We start from the raw sequence: 18,922 nt of genomic DNA on the forward strand, positions 1-18,922 counted from the left end.
CATAAAAAGTATATATCTAACGGTGGAGGAATATATAATGTTGATAACATTAGTGCTACCACAGCTAAAGATATATAAATAATCACAAGGAGATATAATGAACATTAAAAATAATATTTCTGACTATACTGAACTTGAGTTCTTAAATTTTGTGAAAGATATTTACTATGATACATATTCATCTGAGGATGAACATGTTAAGGCCGTCTTACAATTTGAAACCTTGACAGAGCACCCAGATGGCTCTGATTTGATTTATTATCCTAATGATAATCGAGAGGACAACCCTGAAGGTATTGTAGCTGAGGTAAAAAAATGGCGAGCCGAGAATGGTAAGCCCGGATTTAAAGAGTGAATTATATAGTTAAGCAATAATATAAACCGCCGTTCTGGCAGTATATATCATCTTAGTTTATTGTTATATTAATAATTAATCCGTCATATGGCGGTTAACTGCTCGAAGTTCAGAAGAGGGTGTATTGACTTTCGTATCTGAATGCAGAGATGTAAAAATTATTAAATTAATGCTATCTCGGCCCGAAAAAACTCTTGTAAGGTGTTAGTAGTGGTTAATTATTTTACAGAAACATCTATTTCTTTTTAATCTTATTAATATAAAAAATTTTTCTTGTAAATAAATAGGCCTTGCTAATTAGTGAGGTCTTTTTTTTATAATTGATATTAATGAAGTAAATAAAAAGATATTAAAATATAAAAAGGAGATAACTAATGAGTGATATTCAAACTGTCTTGACCCGTTGGGGCGTATGGGCGAGAGAACATTCTCAGCTGGATTATCCCCATATCGCTAGTGGATTTAAGGGGGTGGAAACCAGAAACAAAATGGCTGAATCCTGCTGCGATAATGACGGATTAGCCATTGATAAAACAATCGGGAATTTACAACGAGCCTCGCGAGAAAAAGAATTAGAGCTTATCCTACGTCATTATGTTTATGGGCAATCGAAAGCTTCTATTGCTCGATTGAAGAAATGTAATGAACGGGAAATTAGACGTCAATTACAAATTGCTGAAAGTTTTATTGAAGGGTGTATAACACAATCTGATATTTCACTGGAAATGCAGGTGTAATGATTTATATATTTTGTAAATGTAATAACGTTTAATGGGGCAGGGCGAGGCTAAAGCTTATTGGGCAACCTTTTAGTTGTATCTAACCTCAGAGAAACAAGTTGCTATTAATAATAGGGTCAGATTTTAACCCTTAGAACTCTCAGAATTAATAGCTATTGGAGTAACTCCCGGTTAATGCAATTGCAGCTTATTTTAACTTCTTCGTAATCACCGTGGACATTGCCAAAATATGGGTAGGTAATGACTGCTTCTGCATAATTGTCTTGATCGAAAAACGAATAAGAGACCAAATGATTGCTGGTACCCCAGCGTAATAGAAGTCTTCCATTAGGTACTGACCGGAAGGTTTTAAGTTGGCCAAGAGGGGGTAAAATTGAGTTATTTATTGGCCTATCTTATGTTCAAGAAGATCTATTTTTATAACTTTAGTTAATGTATTTCCCCGAAATTAAATAAATGGCAAGGCTACAGAGCTGTAAATCGACTCTGTTTTTGGCTAACCCAGCAAACTGACATTCCCATCAGCGTACTTTATTTTAGATTGCTGCTAAAAGTCTTATTGTTACCTAATTCATCGACTAAGACAAAATCAACGGTTTTGCTGCCCACCAAGGGTGAACGATTGAGTGGAAAATTCAATTTAGAGAAGGGGGCTACCATATCCGGCAAGCTTTCAGCGCTACCTAATGTGAGGGCGGAGAGTGAGGCATAATAAGGTGTCGGGTTATCAACTCTTACCAAGGCGGTATCGCCGTTACGTTCTAAAGTAAAAGTTAATGCTTTGCTGACACTATCCGCTGGGGCGGGCAAGTTTTTAGGGCGATAAAACACTTTATACTGCATGCGCAAAGCCAGTGTAACGGAAGACTCATCATCGGCTTTAGGTGTTGCTTTTGGGGGGATTTCGTAAACGTTGAGCCAAAATGCAGACTCTCTATCCAGCGGTAATTTACTGGCACCCGATAAAATCAAACGTAAGCTGCGTTGGGCTTGTGGTTGTAAGCGAAACAATGGCGGTAACACTAGCACTGGCGAAATCGCTTTCTCCGGTGTTGCCATCAAATCACCATCATCCACCCACACCTGCACCGCCACCGGGTAGCTATTACTATTGACCAATTGCAGTGATTCTTCCGTGTTGCCCTCACTGAAGATAATACGTGTTCTTTCGGCCACTACACTAGCCATGGCCGGCACACTAGAGGCCATTATCAGTAATAATAGTAGCCCATTGATTCTGCGTTTAAAACACAGATTATTGAACACGGATAACCACTTGCGCATGTGCATTCACCGCTCCTGCCGTCACAGTTTGCCCGCTGATTTTACTTAACTCAGCCCGAAAATTCTCAGTGTAACTATTACCGCCACTCACTGTGCCGGTGATTTCTTGAGCGCCCTGGAAGATGCCATACCAGCCACCGTTATTACCGGTTTGAGTCACATTCTTTGATAGCAGATAAATCGGGGTGTTGTTGCGGTAGATACGGATCCCAACGCCATTGGCCATTCCGGCTGCGCCATAATTATCCGAAACCAAGTGACTAATACCACCGCTGCCATTTATTAACCCTAATGTTTGGGCTTTGGCGGCATTCGCCGCAGGTACCAGAAAGCCCATAGCCACCGCACCGGCATTGACGCCGGAGGTAATGCCGGTCTGGCACTGGAAATCCACATTAAATTCAGCCGAACTGCTCGCGCCATTATTCAATTCTGCCACAGAAATTCGGGGCAATATCACCGTCGGGGTAAAATTGGTCACCGCACAAATGGTGGTGCGGCGGAAAGTGACATAATTGTACAACCCGATAGAGGCAGGCCAAGTGCCATACCAACCAGGCCAGTTTGTTACTGAGTCAGTCCCCTCAACAGGGCCACTAATGCCAGGCCCTTTAAAGGCAATATAGGCATTCGGTTGAGTATAGGCGTAAGCATAAGAGGCCACATTATAAGCACCTGCACGGATATAATTAATGCGAAATAGTTCGGTATACAAATTACTGAAATTTTTTGCTTTGACCAGAATACGGCCGGTACTGTCGGTATCCAGCCCGGTTAGACGACGTCCTTTCCATAAGCGAGAGTAATACTCGCCAGTGGATAGATTTGTAAGGCGGATGACGACATTGGCGACAACAGTGGCAAAACCGGAGGGAACATTGCCGGCAATGAGACCATCTTCATTTTTGCCGCCATAGTCATTATCCCCGTTAGTGGCATACATCTCGAAGAGCTGATCAACATCAGCAGCAGCACAGCGGAACAGGACGCGCTCCGGGTCATAACCGGTATTCAAGGCGAAAGTGGTGAAGTCGGAGGTGGCCGCTGCCAACAATGTGCCATCGGGTTGAAAGTTTGCATTGGTACTGAGATCAATAAGGCCCGGTAAACCGAGTGACCCGTTATTATAATCAAGTGAACCTGCCCACGCACTGGCGGTGCCATCACCGGCAGCCAACTGGCTTTGTGCTGTGATTTTGGTACAAGCTGACCATGCAGAAGTGCTAAATAGCCCGATCAGCAGCATCGTTCCCGCCACAATATACGGGCGATGGAAATGAGTAGGCATTGTTGGCCGTGAGACTTCGCAAGATATTAACTGCTCTGTTGGTCTTAACATTATTTTTCTCATAATGGTTAACGGCGGCAACTGCCTGTTATATGGATAATATCTTGCTCAGTATCTTGGCTAGCAAAATTATAAGGTAGTTCACATTGTTCAGTGCTGTTTTCACCCCAGCGAACATAAAGTGAACCTTTGTTATCTTTCACTCGCACATAGATCTGATTCCCCTGGCCCACCATACCAACCAGTTCATCTTTGCTGTTAAAGACATCAGCGCCCAGAGGTAACCCTTCACCATCCGCTGTTTGGGTCTGAATTAATACCGCATAGCCAGTCAAAGTTTCGAATTTCACTTTCACAGCCGCCCCGGCATAAGGAACAACCCGCCCCTGATTCTCTTTCAGTTCAGTATTGCGATTAATGCCTTTGGTATCCAAACCGACCGTATTGTAATTATAAGGCGTTAATGACGGCACCAGAGCAAAACCATTATTATCAATTCTCGCCCCTTGTGCATTTCGCACTGTCGCACCTTGAGCACCATCGGCTTCAATTAGACCAAAGGTATCGCCTAAATAAGGCCCGAGTGTTATACCTTTACTGTGTATTACTGCCGCGCCGCGAGCGCCAGCACCATATTGAGTATAATTATTGCCACGAGAATAACTGCCATTGACGGTGGCGTTAGGGAATTGCTTTTGCACATTGGCTCCCCAGTTATTTGAACTGCCACTGGTATTACTGTCGTCATAACCGGCATTGACTGAATAATTAAAAGTTTTACGTTCTCCGGCGGTACCTGATAATGACGTCTGATAGTTATTACCACTTTTCGGATTGCGGTTGGCCGACAGGGATAAATATTGATTCCCCCCGCCAATATTCAGTGGAATAGACACTGTTAACGAGGCGATATTTTCGGTATTACCGTAGCGTGTTGTTGTCGCCGTCTGATCAGTATCATCGACATCCCAACCAAACTGGGTGGAAGTATAAATTGTGCGCTGACGGCTAATGGCCACATTGTAGCTGATATTGTTATAGCTATTTGAATAGTTTAGCTGTAACTGGGTATCTCTCTGGGTATCGTTATAATAATCACTGGTTGAAGCTGAGGCTGCTAATTGACCATATCCACCTAAAGTTTGGTTTATTGTGGTGGTAAATTGGCTGCGCTGCTTATAGGTCGATGAATCCCAAGTCCCGCCATTTTTTTGTACCGAACGCACGCCAAATACATCATTTAAATCACGATACCCTTTGGTTGAATAGCGATATCCCGCCAATGAGAATGTGGTGCCAGTTTCATTAAATGTCTGGCTATAAGTTGCCTGCATCCGCCAGCCATTCTGGGTTTGATCATCTTCAACTTTGGCGTGGGAATAGGTGGTATTAAGACCAAATGCGCCAATTGGTGTCCCTAATACCCCCCCCGCAAGTAATGCGGCATAATCTTGTGCTAAACGAAGCCCACTGTTGGCTGTTAATTGATTCGTCAGCCCACGCTCATAGGTAAAATCAGTGAAATAGCTATCAATATTAGTGAAATCACGTGATTCCCCAATGACCGCATTATAACGGCTCACGCCAGGGCGCATTGAATCCGGTACTGCACTGAAAGGTACAGTAAATGTCGAGCGGCTGCCATTAGCTTCTACCACTTCAACATTAAGGTCACCCTGACTGGTGGTACTGTACAAATCGTTAATAACAAATGGGCCGGGAGCGACGTTGGTTTCATATATTTCACGGCCATTCTGGCGAATAATCACCCGGGCATTACTGGTGGCAACACCACGAACTTCAGGAGCGAAGCCGCGCATTGATTGTGGCCACATGCGTTGGTCGGTTGCCATTTTTGCGCCACGAAATGACATGGTGCCGAATAAGGTGCTGTCGGTGAAAGTTTCACCCAGTGTCAATTGGCTATCTAATTGCTCGATAGGGCGCTGCACATAAGTGCGGATATTATTCCACTGGGTATCACTGTTATTGTTATTACTGGCATAGCGCACATTTGATTGCTGACGTAATTGCCACAATCCGAGATTGAGGCCACTTTTTAAGCCAACAAAACCGTAATCAGAAGTGCTATTTTGCTGGGATTGGGTCTCGCTACGATAAAAGTTAGCGCTGTAGTTAACGAATGCGAGTTTTTCGCCTTCTTCCCATTCAGTGCGCTCAATATAACCCCGAGGCCGTTTTTGTAATAATGATTGTGGGATAGAAAGCTCTAAGCGCAGTTTGGCCTGATCAAAATGAAAAGACGCTCCTTTTACTCGCTCTGATAAAGGCAGACATTGCCCTGTAGCCACAGAATCTGAAGGTGTTGCTTCTGCTTCTGATTCTACCTCAGCGGCATTAGGTTCTTTAGGCGTGGTGTTATTTTTATTGGATAGTTCAACGCCGGCAGCGGTTAAGAACTCATCATCCAGGCACGGGTAAGCCTCCGATGAATCAGCATTCTTAATAAACTTAATCGTCGTGCGCTTGAAGAGTTTGTTATTAACCAAGACATCTACAGCATCGTAGTTTCCGGGCGTAACAGAATTCTCTTTATTCAACTGATTCAGGCCCGACGCAAATTTTGTGCCTAAAAAGAGAGATTCATCAAATTCGAGATTTTGTGGGTCTTCCTGAGCCAAAACAGTATCGACATGTAAAATTAAAGTTATGCACAACGTTAATAATTTCTTGCGGCCAGAAAACTTCTTTTTTAGAACGACTTGTTTTGGTTCGACTTGTGCAAGCCCCATAAATATTCCTTCGCCGGAAAGTTACTACTGAATTTTATAACTACTGAATTTTATGACTATTGAATTTTGTAACTACCGGCATCTTGCCCGCCAAAATCATTCACTAACAGGAAATTAACCATAGCATTTGAAGGGGCAGATGAAGTTGGAATAATCCACTGAGCCTGAGACATTGGAGCAATCATCTCTGATTTCATTTTGAGTTTTTTACCACCGCCAACGACTTCACCACTGGCAATGGTGGCATAGAACCCGGTTGGATTTTTGCCTGTCACAACAACATTTTTACCTTGTTGGCGTACAGTAAAAGTCAGTGTGCTAGCAACTTGGTCAACACGGCCAGCAATATTTTCGGGCCGATAAAACACTTTAATGCGGTTACGCATCAACACTAACATTTTATTATTCTTTTCTGCTTTATTAACGGGGGGAACCTGTAAAAAATTAAGATAGAACACAGATTCTCTGTCCGTTGGCAAACCACTTCCGGTATATTTCAGCCGTAATGTTTGGCCTGCATTTGCTTCAATACGAAAGAACGGCGGGGTGACAATAAACGGAGCTTTACCCGTTTCTGGTGTTGATTGAGCATCACCACTGTCTAACCAGACCTGGACAGCATTAGGAAAATTATCTTTATTGGTTAATTGGACACTGTGCTCTTTTTCACCTGCCGAATATATAATACGGCTGCCGCTCATGACTACGCTGGCGTTAGCAAAAGATATACCCATAAGAATTAATAAAGGGATAAGCAGATAGCGGTAGCTATTTATATTAAACATGATGGGAATATCCTCTGAAAGGAACGGCCAAATAGTATTATACCCTGGGTACTCGAAGTTGCGGGGGGTTAGCTACACGTGCTACCCGCAACTCCAATTACAGAGAGTATAACTTATACTACAATAATGATATTACAGGTAAGAAACTGCGTATTGTACAGAGGCGATCACAGAACCAGGGCCAGCTTGACCGGTAGCATAATATTGAACAGCGAAATCATGTTCTGCTGATGTTGCGTTGGCTTTTAACACCATACCCTCTTGTGGTACACCACTATTCAGATCAATAGCTGTTGTTGTGACGGCATCTTTCAGTAATTGAAGCTCAACATTTGATGCTGTGCCGGTATTTTGTAAGTTACCATTAGTTGTAACTTGGTTGCCAACAAAAACTGTTTTTATATCAATATCATCAGTGCTTTCTGCACAGCCTGATACACCCAGAGTAAAGGTTGTCTTACCGGCGGTTTTACCCTGAGTATCTAAATCGCCGCTTGATACTGTTGGCAATAATACAGTTGGGTTTGCGTCCAGGCCGTTGACGGTAACAGCACAAGTTTGTGAAGTAACTTCACCTTGGAAAGTAATTGTATTATTGCTAGCTGCCATTGAAGCAGTTGTAGATGCTGCGAATAAAGCCATAGCCAAAGTAATCTTATTCATTTGAAACTCCAATGCGATAATTTAAATGGGTCAAATTTTCATTGCATCTAAATGCGAGTGAGAACTTAACTTAATAAAGGTGAAGTGGTTAATGACTATATGGCGAATGACATTCGATTATATTCGTCAGCTTTCCACAAGGTTTTCATTTAAAGTGACTCAGTGGTTTTATTCCCTCTGCATCCCTTACTTGATGACGACTATAATATAGAGTGTGACGATGATCGCACATAGGACAAACAAACCAACGTTTGTAGGAATTTTCCCAGTGAAATACATTTTTTATTAAACTAGATGTAACCTTTTGTTTTTAAGTGAATTAAATCTTATTTAAAAAGTCACTAATGAGATCTTTCTTGTTGTTTTATTGATAAATTACATTAACGATGATTTTTTTTAACATTTAAATGCAGTTTATTCGTATGATTTAATATATGTTTTGTAAAGTTAAGTGTGTGTTTTGTATAGATGTAACTGGTGAGGCGTGGAGGATTAATAATATCCATGTGACTTTCTGAAAATAATTATTTTTCAATGTACATTGTTCTGGAGGTAAATAGGAGTGTTAGCGATGTGTTATTTGCGCCGCCAGCAAGATGGCGCATGACTAATTTAATTACGATATAAAACTTTAATAATATGATAACCGAACTGGGTTTTGACTGGGCCATAGGGTTGCAGTAGTTCGCAGCTGAATACAGCTTTATCGAATGCCGGAACCATATCCCCTTTATTGAACTCACCCAGATCGCCGCCGTTACGTTTTGACGGGCAGTTAGAGAATTTTTTCGCTAACTCTTGGAAATTTGCACCGTTATTCAACTGTGCCAGAATATCGTTTGCCTGCTTTTCATCATCAACCAGAATGTGCAGTGCAGAAGCTTTGTTTGCCATAGTAACAATCACCACCAATTTATTGGGTAGGGTTATCTGAACGAAGATTATCTTCAAGGGAGCCTTGAAGCGCGCCAGTGTAACGTATTTTGGTCGTGATGGGGCCACCGTGCTCTACGTTTTACAAATCATGCGTTTTACACATCACGTGTTTCATAGGCCTTGAGTTTCATAGAGCAAAAAATAGTAGGTGGTTTTTTTTCAGCGGCCGCTTTCTGCTACAATCCTGTTCCCCCGTTTACCTACAGAGTTGCCGAGTGCTATGCGATTAAATCCCAGCCAACAACAAGCCGTCGAATTTGTCACTGGGCCTTGCCTGGTGTTGGCCGGTGCGGGTTCGGGCAAAACCCGAGTCATTACCAATAAGATTGCGCATCTGATCCGCCAATGTGGCTATCAGCCAAAGCATATTGCTGCGGTAACATTTACCAATAAAGCCGCGCGCGAGATGAAAGAGCGTGTGGCTCAGACTTTAGGGCGCAAAGAAGCGCGGGGTTTGATGATTGCGACATTCCATACTTTGGGGTTGGAAATCATCAAAAAAGAGTACAAAGCACTGGGAATGAAATCCAATTTCTCTTTGTTTGATGCGCAAGATCAATTGGGTTTATTGAAAGATTTGACCCAAAAATGGTTGGAAGACGATAAAACGTTGCTGCAACAGCTGATATCCCAGATCTCAAATTGGAAAAATGATCTTCTCGATCCTGCTGCCGCCGCAGCCTTGGCGCGATCCGAGCGCGATAAGTTATTCGTCCATTGTTATGGCTTATATGATGCTCATTTAAAAGCCTGCAATGTATTGGATTTTGACGACCTTATCTCGCTGCCAACGCTGTTGCTGCAAAACAATCTGGAAGTGCGCGAACGTTGGCAAAATCGGCTGCGTTACCTACTAGTAGATGAATACCAAGATACCAATACCAGCCAGTACCAAATGGTTAAATTGCTGGTGGGCAGTCGGGCGCGCTTTACCGTGGTGGGTGATGATGACCAATCCATCTATTCATGGCGCGGTGCACGGCCACAGAACTTAGTTTTGCTGAATGAAGATTTCCCCCAGTTGCAGGTGATCAAGCTGGAGCAGAACTACCGCTCTTCGGGCCGAATTCTGAAAGCGGCGAATATTTTGATTGCCAATAACCCGCATGTTTTTGAAAAAAAACTCTTTTCTAAATTGGACTATGGCGATGAGCTAACAGTCATTACCGCCAATAATGAAGATCATGAAGCTGAAAGAGTGGTCGGTGAACTTATTGCCCACCATTTTGTGAAAAAAACGCAATACAGCGACTATGCCATTTTGTATCGCGGCAACCATCAATCACGGTTGTTTGAAAAGCTGCTGATGCAAAACCGCATTCCTTACCGTATCTCCGGCGGCGATTCATTTTTCTCGCGCCCAGAAATCAAAGATTTACTGGCTTACTTGCGGGTATTGACCAATCAGGATGATGACAGCGCATTCTTACGCATCGTGAATACCCCAAAGCGTGAGATAGGTTCAGCGACGGTTCAAAAACTGGGTGAATGGGCCAATGTGCGTAATAAAAGCCTGTTTCGTGCCAGTTTTGATTTAGGGCTAGGTGAGCATTTGAAAGGTCGGGGGCTGGAATCATTACAGCGCTTTACGCATTGGATGGACGGCATTATTCGGTTAGTGGAACACGAGCCAGTGGCGGCAGTGCGGGATTTGATCCACGGCATTGATTATGAGAGTTGGCTGTTCGAAACTTCCCCTAGCCCGAAAGCCGCTGAGATGCGGATGAAAAACGTCAATTTATTATTCAGTTGGATGACAGAAATGCTGGAAGGGTCAGAATTGAATGAACCAATGACCCTGACTCAGGTTGTCACGCGCTTTACCCTGCGCGATATGATGGAGCGCGGGGAAAGTGATGAGGAGCTGGATCAAGTGCAATTGATGACCTTGCATGCTTCAAAAGGGCTGGAATTTCCGTATGTATTCTTGGTCGGCATGGAAGAGGGTTTACTGCCACACCAAAGCAGTATTGACGAAGATAATGTCGATGAAGAGCGGCGACTGGCCTATGTGGGAATCACCCGTGCTCAGCGCGAACTGTTTTTCACTTTGTGCAAAGAACGGCGGCAGTATGGCGAGCTGATTCGGCCAGAACCAAGCCGCTTTTTGATGGAATTGCCGCAGGATGATTTGAAATGGGAAAATGAGCGCAAAGTCGTGAGCCCGGAAGAGCGGATGCAAAAAGGCCAGAGTCACCTGGCCAATATTCGTGCGCAACTTGCGAATGCTAAAAAGCCACAGTAAAGCTGATGCGGCGCTGCTCAGTGACAAAGAATTTAGTCCAATTCTTCTAATAATAGCGGCCACTGAACATAGCTCTGCCAATGACTTTCTTGTTCTAATGCTTCTGCACGGTAAGGATGCTGTTGCAGCCAGCCCTGAGGTAACAGTACATAAAGCCCCTCACTATTGGCCCGTAGCCTAACCGCCGGTAGTGTGTCATCCCGGCGACGGCTGGAGAATATAATCGCCAGACGCAATAAACAACACAAATGCTGAGCCATCTCTACTGGCAATGCATTTTGTTGATTTAACAGCAAAAGATCGATCGTATTACTCTGATTTTGCAGCAAAGCCGCAAGTAGCAGTTTTTGAGCGGGAGTAAAACCAGGGAGATCCAGATTGCGTATCAGGTAAGCAGCATGTTGCGGAGCACGTTTAAAATCGATGCTTAGGCCAATTTCGTGCATCAAACAGGCATTTTGCAATAACTCGCGACATCGGCCATCAAGATGCCACTCTTTTTCCACCTGAAGTAAAAAGTTATCGGCCAATTTACTGACGCGTTTGGCTTGTTCAGTATCCAGTAAATAGCGGCGCTGTATATTTCTCACTGTTCGGCTGCGAACATCTTGTTCTACCGGCAAATGAAGCATGCCATAGACCAGCCCTTCACGTAGTGCGCCGCCCGCTAGCGTCATGCTTTCAATCGCCAACTCTTGGAATATTGCAATTAAGATAGACAGGCCACTGGGGAAAACCAGAGCGCGTTCCAGTGTTAAACCGGGGATTTCCAGTTCTTCCAGTTTGCCACATTGAATTGCTCTTTGTTTGAGCTGCTGCAATTTGGCTAAGGTGATCAGCTCGTCCATACCTTGAGCGACCATGATTTCTTGCAGGGCCTGAACCGTGCCAGAGGCACCGACACAGATTTGCCAGCCATGGTCACGAAAGCGCTGCGCGACAGGTTTTAGCATCTCACGAGCAGCTAATTCTGCACGATCAAAATTGTCTTTTGCCAGATTGCGGTCACTGAAGTAGCGCTCCAACCAGGTTACGCAACCCATTGATAAACTGACCAGAATATTTGCCTGAGCACCATTGCCGGTCACCAGCTCTGTGCTGCCACCGCCAATATCGACGACTAAACGCTGCTCTGGCCCACCGGTAGTATGGGCAACGCCCTGATAAATCAGACGCGCTTCTTCTTCACCACTGATCACTTGAATCGGACAACCGAGGATTTCAGCCGCCGTTTGCAGGAATTCTTCAGCATTTGAGGCCAGACGCAGGGTTGCTGTTGCGACCACACGAATCTGACTCAAAGGAATGTCCTGCAAGCGCTCTGAGAAAAGCTTCAAACATTGCCAGCCACGTTCCATCGCTTCTTGCGATAGGTGGTTTTGGCTATCCAGACCCGCCGCCAGACGGACTTTCCGCTTGATTCGGGCTAACGTCTGGATACTGCCAGCCACCTCACGTACCACCAACATATGAAAACTGTTGGAGCCAAGATCGATGGCAGCATAAAGTGAGGTGGAACTTAGCATCATTTATCAGCTCGGTCGCTTACGGTTATTCCGTGGTGCACCACTGCGACGTGGAGCAGAATTACGGCGTGGGCCATTCCCGGTGCGGGTACGGGCCAGACGTTTTGGTGCTGGTAAATCAGTTAATAGCGCATCGCTATTATATTTACTTACCGGAATGCTATGGCCAGTGTAGGTCTCAATAGCGGGTAAGTTTAACGCGTACTCTTCACATGCCAGGCTGATGGAATGACCACTTTCGCCAGCACGGCCAGTTCGGCCAATGCGGTGAACATAATCTTCACAGTCATCGGGTAAGTCATAGTTGAAGACATGGGTTACCAGTGGAATGTGTAGGCCACGGGCGGCAACATCAGTCGCAACCAAAATATCCAAATCACCTTTAGTGAAATCTTCCAGAATTCGCAGGCGTTTTTTCTGTGCCACATCACCGGTCAACAAACCGACACGATGACCATCAGCGGCTAAATGGCCCCAGATTTCTTCGCAACGATGTTTGGTATTGGCGAAAATAATGCAGCGATCTGGCCACTCTTCTTCAATTAACGTCTGAAGCAGACGCATTTTTTCTTCATTTGAAGGGTAGAATAGCTCTTCCTGAATGCGGTGGCCGGTTTTTTGCAACGGTTCCACTTCAACATATTCAGCGTTATTCATTTGCTCAAAGGCCAGTTCACGTACCCGGTACGATAGTGTGGCAGAGAACAGCATGTTTAAGCGCTTATCAACGGAAGGCATACGGCGGAACAGCCAGCGGATATCTTTAATAAAGCCTAAATCGTACATCCGATCAGCTTCATCCAAGACCACAACCTGAATCGCACCGAGGTTAATATAATTTTGTTTTGCGTAATCGATTAAACGACCAGTAGTACCGATCAGAATATCAACACCACTTTCCAGCACCTTAAGCTGTTTATCATAGCCATCGCCGCCATAAGCCAAGCCTAATTTCAGCCCGGTTATCTGGGAAAGTGATTCTGCATCAGAGTGAATTTGCACGGCTAACTCGCGCGTTGGTGCCATAATTAAAGCGCGCGGCTGATTAGTCTGGCGACCCTCTTCTGCGGGGTGAGAAAGCAAATAATGGAAAGTAGACGCTAAGAATGCCAGCGTCTTGCCGGTTCCTGTTTGCGCCTGACCCGCTACATCACGCCCCGAAAGGGTGAGTGGCAATGCTAACGCCTGTATCGGCGTGCAATACTGAAACCCTTTGTTTTCAAGGGCTTCAATAACTAGCGGGTGCAGGGCGAAGTCGGAAAACTTCTGTTCGGTCAAGTGTGTTTTGCTCATAGTGTGGTAGAATATCAGCTAACTATTGCTTTACGAAAGCGTATCCGGTGAAATAAAGTCATCCTACTGTTGGTTAATGCTACACCAACGAGGTAGACACAATCCTTTGGAGTAGAACATGAGCGATAAAATTATTCACCTGAGTGACGAAAGCTTCGGCACTAAAGTGCTGGAAGCCGATGGCCTGGTTCTGGTTGATTTCTGGGCTGAATGGTGTGGTCCGTGCAAGATGATTGCTCCGATTTTGGATGAAATTGCTGAAGAGTATGAAGGTAGGCTTACCATCACTAAATTGAATATTGATGATAACCAAGCCACTGCACCGAAATACGGTATCCGTGGTATCCCTACGCTGTTGTTATTCCGTGACGGTGAAGTAGTGGCAACCAAGGTAGGTGCTTTGTCTAAGGGTCAGCTTAAAGAATTCTTGGATGCTAATCTGTAAGCGGCGTTAGCCGTTAATACCGAAAGTCATTGGCGTTGCAGTAAGGCAGCAAACGAGCGACAGATTGGTTATAAACCATTTTGAACCGCGTGAGCGTTAGCCTCTAATGAAGCTCATAATCCCGATAAGCTGACTCAGGTCACTGATTCGGGTAAGTCAGAGTCGCACACCGCTGCAGCTTCAAGGCCGTAGGGTATGTTTAGCGGCAGTTGTGATTTCTCACACTGACCGCTAGACGCCCGCAAAGAAGCGTGTTAAGTTTACCCTACTGCATATAGAACATTCCTGTGTATTGAGTCCGGGTTTGTAGCATCTAGCTTATTCTTTAGTATCTAATAAACAGTCTGTAGCATCTAACTAAATAGTTTGAATCTAAAGTTTTACTCTATGTCGAAATAATTTGTGTTGAGAATATGTATGAACTCAATCGCTTTTTGACAGTCTAGTGTTTTACAAAATCAGTCTAAGGCACCTTCAATCTTTACACCGTTGAGTCGCGCAAGCTTGCGTAAGTCATTACTTGCGTAGTTTGGCCAAGGCCGGTGATTGAATGTCCCGTTAAACAGGCACGGATGACGCTGCCATACCATTCACGACCATAGTTCGAGACATACCCCGAGTTTAAGAACCCACCATTATGAATCTTACCGAATTAAAGAACACGCCGGTTTCTGATCTGATAACACTTGGCGAAAATATGGGGCTGGAAAACCTGGCCCGGATGCGTAAACAAGATATTATTTTCTCTATCCTTAAGCAGCACGCGAAAAGTGGAGAAGATATCTTCGGTGACGGTGTATTGGAGATATTGCAGGATGGATTTGGTTTCCTCCGTTCAGCAGACAGCTCCTACCTCGCCGGCCCCGACGACATCTATGTATCCCCAAGCCAAATTCGCCGTTTCAACCTTCGCACTGGTGATACCGTTGCCGGTAAGATTCGTCCACCAAAAGAAGGTGAGCGTTATTTTGCATTGTTGAAAGTTAACGAAGTTAACTACGACAAACCGGAAAATGCCCGTAACAAAATCCTGTTCGAAAACTTAACCCCATTACATGCCAATTCTCGTCTACGGATGGAACGTGGTAATGGTTCGACAGAAGATTTAACTGCCCGTGTACTTGATTTGGCTTCGCCGATCGGTCGTGGCCAGCGTGGGCTGATTGTTGCTCCGCCAAAAGCGGGTAAGACTATGCTGTTGCAGAATATTGCTACCAGCATTGCTTACAATCACCCTGATTGCGTATTAATGGTCTTGTTGATTGACGAGCGTCCGGAAGAAGTGACTGAGATGCAACGTCTGGTTAAAGGTGAAGTTATTGCTTCAACTTTCGATGAGCCTGCATCCCGTCACGTCCAAGTCGCTGAAATGGTTATCGAGAAAGCGAAACGTCTGGTTGAGCATAAAAAAGACGTTATCATCTTACTGGATTCGATTACTCGTTTGGCCCGTGCATACAACACCGTCGTACCTGCTTCTGGTAAAGTTCTGACTGGTGGTGTGGATGCTAACGCCTTACATCGTCCTAAGCGTTTCTTTGGTGCTGCACGTAATGTTGAAGAGGGCGGTAGCCTGACCATCATTGCCACCGCGTTGGTTGATACCGGTTCTAAAATGGATGAAGTTATCTATGAAGAATTTAAAGGTACCGGCAACATGGAATTGCATCTTTCTCGCAAAATTGCAGAGAAACGCGTGTTCCCAGCTATTGATTTCAACCGCTCTGGTACGCGTAAAGAAGAGTTGCTGACAACGACTGAAGAGCTACAAAAAATGTGGATTTTACGTCGAATTCTTCATCCAATGGGTGAGATCGATGCAATGGAATTCCTCATCAGTAAACTGGCAACAGCGAAAACCAACGATCAGTTCTTCGATAACATGAGACGTTCATAAGTTTAGCTAAATTAATCAAAACGCCACGCTCAGACGTGGCGTTTTTTGCATTTGGGCTATACGATAGTCGGGATTGTTATCTACCTAGTGAATGATGCAATCAAACCAATGTCTATTTTCTATACTTATTCTTCTTATATATCCAAAGAGTTTTGAGTGGCAGGTCGACAATAAATAAGCCAATCCCGATGAGAACGTGCAGTGCCCCTGCGGCTTCAAATATGAAAGGGATAACGAGAAAATAGTAAAAATAGAGTTGGGAATAGTAAGTAAGGCTGTCATCATATTCAGAAATAACTGAAAGCATAGGGAAGGCATAGGGAAGGCGTGGTATACGCCAAGCCACATGCTAAGCTGTCGTATCTTTTTGCAGAGAGCGGTTAAACGTGAATTTACTCACTATGAGTACTGAAATATTTGTTATTTTTCTGTTTTCTCTGGCATTTTTATTTGTAGCTCGCAAAGTTGCCAAGAAAATTGGATTAGTTGATAAACCTAACTATCGCAAACGTCACCAAGGATTGATCCCATTAGTGGGCGGAATATCCGTGTTTGCGGGTATTTGTTTTACTTTCCTGATAACTAACCAACAGATCCCACATTTCCACTTATATCTGGGGTGTGCTGGTTTATTGGTGTTCGTTGGTGCTTTAGATGATCGCTTCGATATCAGTGTAAAAATCCGAGCTTTTGTACAAGCATTAGTCGGTATTGCCATGATGGCAGCCGCAGGGCTTTATTTACGCAGCTTGGGGCATGTATTTGGCCCGTGGGAGATGGTATTAGGGCCGTTCGGTTATGTTGTCACACTGTTCGCAGTATGGGCGGCGATAAACGCTTTCAATATGGTCGATGGCATTGATGGTTTACTGGGAGGGCTGTCTTGTGTCTCTTTCGGTGCCATGGGTCTTTTACTGTATCAAAGCGGACAAATGGCATTAGCGCTATGGTGTTTTGCGATGATCGCCGCCATCTTGCCTTATATTTTGCTTAACCTTGGGTTGCTGGGTCGCCGCTATAAAGTCTTTATGGGCGATGCGGGTAGTACGCTGATTGGTTTCACCGCAATTTGGATACTATTGCAAAGCACACAGGGGAATTCCCATCCCATTAACCCGGTCACCGCATTGTGGATTATTGCAATTCCATTGATGGATATGATTGCCATCATGTATCGGCGTTTGCGTAAAGGAATGAGTCCTTTCTCCCCCGACCGCCAACATATCCATCACTTAATCATGCGCGCCGGTTTTACTTCACGACAGGCATTTGTCTTAATCACTCTAGCTGCGGCATTGTTAGCGGGAGTGGGCGTTATCGGCGAACGGCTAACATTTATCCCTGAATGGGTCATGTTGGCATTATTCTTGCTTGCATTTCTGTTGTATGGCTACTGCATAAAACGGGCATGGCGAGTGGCGCGTTTTATCAAACGTATCAAGCGTCGGATGCGCCGTGCATCGCAAAATAAGCATGAATCTTAACCAGAGGCTTTTAGGCAGTGATGAAACCAGAATCTATGTCGACTGATAAAACAGGATCTACCCATAACGAGCCAGTTATGGATAACGAGTTAGATATCCGCAGCCTGTGCCGTACTCTTTGGCGCGGTAAAGTGTGGATTATCGGTATGGCAATTCTTTTTGCTGCAATAGCGCTGGGTGTTTCCTACTTGGTAAAACAGCAGTGGAGTGCGACAGCCATTACAGACAGGCCAACTGTCAATAATTTGGGCGGTTATTACTCTCAGCAGCAATTTTTGCGCAACCTTGATAGCCGTAGCAATAGTGGTGTTGCCAGTGAGCAACCCGGTATTTCTGACGAAGCGTACAGCGAATTTATTACTCAGTTAGCCGCTTACGATACGCGCCGTGATTTTTGGCTACAAACTGATTATTACAAACAGCGGTTAGAGGGTGATGCTAAGGCGGATGCGGCATTACTCGATGAGCTGGTGAATAATATTGTTTTCACCCCGCGTGATGACAAAAAAATACTGAATGACAGCATTAAATTGACGGCAGAAACCGCCACCGATTCCAATAAAATGCTGCGCAGTTATATTGATTTTGCTAGCCAACGTGCTGCCAGTCACTTGAATGATGAGATTGAAGGCGCATGGGCTGCTCGCACTCAGTCAATGAAAGCGCAGGTTAAACGGCAAGAAGCCGTTGCTCAAGCGGTGTACGATCGTGAAATTTCTGCGGTTAAGCAAGCTTTAAAAGTGGCCAGCCAGCAAGGAATTAATCGCAGTCAAACCGATACGCCGGCTGAACAATTACCCGATTCTAAAATGTTTATGTTAGGTAAACCAATGCTCGAAGCCCGGCTAGAGACATTGCAGGCTACCGGCCCAAGTTTTGATATTGATTATGATCAGAACCGAGCAATGTTGGCAACATTGAATGTCGGCCCGACGCTGGATAAAACCTTCCAGGCTTACCGTTACTTACGAACACCAGAAGATCCCGTTACCCGTGATAGCCCGCGTCGCGTATTCCTGTTGATTATGTGGGGCGCGATTGGCGCATTGGTTGGCGCGGGAGTGGTGTTGGTTCGCCGTACCAGTACGCAAGCATAACCCGTACTGTAAGTGCTAAGTATTCTTGATCAGTAACATATTGATCAGTAAAAGATTGACCAGTAATGGGCGCATTGTGCGCCCAACTTGCAGGCATTGTCTGCGGCTAACTGACCTTAAAGAGATTCACT

General features: G+C 44.6%; 16 protein-coding genes. 8 read left to right on the forward strand and 8 right to left on the reverse strand.

The genetic code is table 11. The features are described 5' to 3' along the window. Nucleotides 1–12: 12 nt before the first annotated feature. From DXZ79_RS21260 to DXZ79_RS00855, 3 genes are all read left to right on the forward strand, one after another. Complete coding sequence (locus DXZ79_RS21260) at nucleotides 13–78, forward strand: hypothetical protein (protein ID WP_410176796.1); 66 nt, start codon at nucleotides 13–15, stop codon at nucleotides 76–78. A gap of 19 nt (nucleotides 79–97) precedes the next feature. Then, the gene (locus DXZ79_RS00850) at nucleotides 98–355 is read left to right on the forward strand and encodes a bacteriocin immunity protein (RefSeq protein WP_404273932.1); all 258 of its coding nucleotides are present in this window, start codon (nucleotides 98–100) and stop codon (nucleotides 353–355) included. A gap of 374 nt (nucleotides 356–729) precedes the next feature. Continuing rightward, nucleotides 730–1,092: an antiterminator Q family protein gene (locus DXZ79_RS00855; RefSeq protein WP_038638112.1), complete on the forward strand. Its 363-nt coding sequence runs from the start codon at nucleotides 730–732 to the stop codon at nucleotides 1,090–1,092. A gap of 534 nt (nucleotides 1,093–1,626) precedes the next feature. Here DXZ79_RS00855 and DXZ79_RS00865 read toward each other — a convergent pair. The 6 genes from DXZ79_RS00865 to ppiC all read right to left on the reverse strand — a co-directional run bounded on the left by DXZ79_RS00865 (nucleotide 1,627) and on the right by ppiC (nucleotide 8,762). Next, complete coding sequence (locus DXZ79_RS00865) at nucleotides 1,627–2,385, reverse strand: fimbrial biogenesis chaperone (protein WP_038638115.1); 759 nt, start codon at nucleotides 2,383–2,385, stop codon at nucleotides 1,627–1,629. After that, nucleotides 2,351–3,667, reverse strand: a complete 1,317-nt coding sequence (stbD, locus tag DXZ79_RS00870; protein WP_172667630.1) for a fimbrial usher protein StbD — start codon at nucleotides 3,665–3,667, stop codon at nucleotides 2,351–2,353. The genes DXZ79_RS00865 and stbD overlap by 35 nt, the downstream gene beginning before the upstream one ends. 68 nt (nucleotides 3,668–3,735) lie before the next feature. Continuing rightward, nucleotides 3,736–6,420, reverse strand: a complete 2,685-nt coding sequence (locus DXZ79_RS00875; protein WP_038638124.1) for a fimbria/pilus outer membrane usher protein — start codon at nucleotides 6,418–6,420, stop codon at nucleotides 3,736–3,738. Between the two features lie 56 nt (nucleotides 6,421–6,476). Next, entirely contained in the window at nucleotides 6,477–7,205 is a 729-nt protein-coding gene (locus DXZ79_RS00880; protein WP_050292413.1) for a fimbrial biogenesis chaperone, read from the reverse strand. 132 nt (nucleotides 7,206–7,337) lie between these two features. Next, entirely contained in the window at nucleotides 7,338–7,868 is a 531-nt protein-coding gene (locus DXZ79_RS00885; protein ID WP_038638129.1) for a fimbrial protein, read from the reverse strand. A gap of 612 nt (nucleotides 7,869–8,480) precedes the next feature. Further along, nucleotides 8,481–8,762, reverse strand: a complete 282-nt coding sequence (gene ppiC / locus DXZ79_RS00890; RefSeq protein WP_004704164.1) for a peptidylprolyl isomerase PpiC — start codon at nucleotides 8,760–8,762, stop codon at nucleotides 8,481–8,483. A gap of 262 nt (nucleotides 8,763–9,024) precedes the next feature. Here ppiC and rep point away from each other — a divergent pair, with 262 nt between their 5' ends. Further along, nucleotides 9,025–11,049 (forward strand): DNA helicase Rep, encoded by a 2,025-nt coding sequence (gene rep, locus DXZ79_RS00895; RefSeq protein WP_038638132.1) that lies wholly within the window; start codon nucleotides 9,025–9,027, stop codon nucleotides 11,047–11,049. Nucleotides 11,050–11,081: 32 nt separating this feature from the next. On the opposite strand, the gene ppx is transcribed toward rep, so the two are convergent. Together ppx and rhlB are read right to left on the reverse strand one after the other, a co-directional pair. Beyond that, nucleotides 11,082–12,575 carry an exopolyphosphatase gene (gene ppx, locus DXZ79_RS00900; RefSeq protein ID WP_162928767.1) on the reverse strand — a complete coding sequence of 498 codons (1,494 nt, stop codon included), beginning with the start codon at nucleotides 12,573–12,575 and terminating at the stop codon, nucleotides 11,082–11,084. Between the two features lie 6 nt (nucleotides 12,576–12,581). Next, on the reverse strand, nucleotides 12,582–13,868 hold the full coding sequence (gene rhlB / locus DXZ79_RS00905) for an ATP-dependent RNA helicase RhlB (RefSeq protein ID WP_004393131.1): 1,287 nt from the start codon (nucleotides 13,866–13,868) through the stop codon (nucleotides 12,582–12,584). 118 nt (nucleotides 13,869–13,986) lie between these two features. On the opposite strand from rhlB, the gene trxA reads away from it, so the two are divergent. The 4 genes from trxA to wzzE all read left to right on the forward strand — a co-directional run bounded on the left by trxA (nucleotide 13,987) and on the right by wzzE (nucleotide 18,791). Next, the gene (gene trxA / locus DXZ79_RS00910; protein WP_004393133.1) at nucleotides 13,987–14,313 is read left to right on the forward strand and encodes a thioredoxin TrxA; all 327 of its coding nucleotides are present in this window, start codon (nucleotides 13,987–13,989) and stop codon (nucleotides 14,311–14,313) included. 637 nt (nucleotides 14,314–14,950) lie between these two features. Continuing rightward, nucleotides 14,951–16,210: a transcription termination factor Rho gene (gene rho, locus DXZ79_RS00915; protein ID WP_004704159.1), complete on the forward strand. Its 1,260-nt coding sequence runs from the start codon at nucleotides 14,951–14,953 to the stop codon at nucleotides 16,208–16,210. A 386-nt stretch (nucleotides 16,211–16,596) separates the two neighbouring features. Continuing rightward, nucleotides 16,597–17,694 (forward strand): UDP-N-acetylglucosamine--undecaprenyl-phosphate N-acetylglucosaminephosphotransferase, encoded by a 1,098-nt coding sequence (wecA, locus tag DXZ79_RS00925; RefSeq protein WP_072089248.1) that lies wholly within the window; start codon nucleotides 16,597–16,599, stop codon nucleotides 17,692–17,694. A gap of 20 nt (nucleotides 17,695–17,714) precedes the next feature. Beyond that, nucleotides 17,715–18,791 (forward strand): ECA polysaccharide chain length modulation protein, encoded by a 1,077-nt coding sequence (gene wzzE, locus DXZ79_RS00930; RefSeq protein WP_071841760.1) that lies wholly within the window; start codon nucleotides 17,715–17,717, stop codon nucleotides 18,789–18,791. Nucleotides 18,792–18,922 lie beyond the last annotated feature (131 nt).

The sequence above is a fragment of the Yersinia rochesterensis genome, from assembly GCF_003600645.1.
Lineage (GTDB): Bacteria > Pseudomonadota > Gammaproteobacteria > Enterobacterales > Enterobacteriaceae > Yersinia > Yersinia rochesterensis.

Excerpts from the sequence above, each read along its gene's own strand:
- DXZ79_RS00850 (WP_404273932.1), top strand. The coding sequence starts at position 98 with ATGAACATTAAAAATAATATTTCTGACTATACTGAACTTGAGTTCTTA.
- DXZ79_RS00855 (WP_038638112.1), top strand. The coding sequence starts at position 730 with ATGAGTGATATTCAAACTGTCTTGACCCGTTGGGGCGTATGGGCGAGA.
- DXZ79_RS00865 (WP_038638115.1), bottom strand. The coding sequence starts at position 2,385 with ATGCACATGCGCAAGTGGTTATCCGTGTTCAATAATCTGTGTTTTAAA.
- stbD (WP_172667630.1), bottom strand. The coding sequence starts at position 3,667 with ATGCCTACTCATTTCCATCGCCCGTATATTGTGGCGGGAACGATGCTG.
- DXZ79_RS00875 (WP_038638124.1), bottom strand. The coding sequence starts at position 6,420 with ATGGGGCTTGCACAAGTCGAACCAAAACAAGTCGTTCTAAAAAAGAAG.
- DXZ79_RS00880 (WP_050292413.1), bottom strand. The coding sequence starts at position 7,205 with ATGTTTAATATAAATAGCTACCGCTATCTGCTTATCCCTTTATTAATT.
- DXZ79_RS00885 (WP_038638129.1), bottom strand. The coding sequence starts at position 7,868 with ATGAATAAGATTACTTTGGCTATGGCTTTATTCGCAGCATCTACAACT.
- ppiC (WP_004704164.1), bottom strand. The coding sequence starts at position 8,762 with ATGGCAAACAAAGCTTCTGCACTGCACATTCTGGTTGATGATGAAAAG.
- rep (WP_038638132.1), top strand. The coding sequence starts at position 9,025 with ATGCGATTAAATCCCAGCCAACAACAAGCCGTCGAATTTGTCACTGGG.
- ppx (WP_162928767.1), bottom strand. The coding sequence starts at position 12,575 with ATGCTAAGTTCCACCTCACTTTATGCTGCCATCGATCTTGGCTCCAAC.
- rhlB (WP_004393131.1), bottom strand. The coding sequence starts at position 13,868 with ATGAGCAAAACACACTTGACCGAACAGAAGTTTTCCGACTTCGCCCTG.
- trxA (WP_004393133.1), top strand. The coding sequence starts at position 13,987 with ATGAGCGATAAAATTATTCACCTGAGTGACGAAAGCTTCGGCACTAAA.
- rho (WP_004704159.1), top strand. The coding sequence starts at position 14,951 with ATGAATCTTACCGAATTAAAGAACACGCCGGTTTCTGATCTGATAACA.
- wzzE (WP_071841760.1), top strand. The coding sequence starts at position 17,715 with ATGAAACCAGAATCTATGTCGACTGATAAAACAGGATCTACCCATAAC.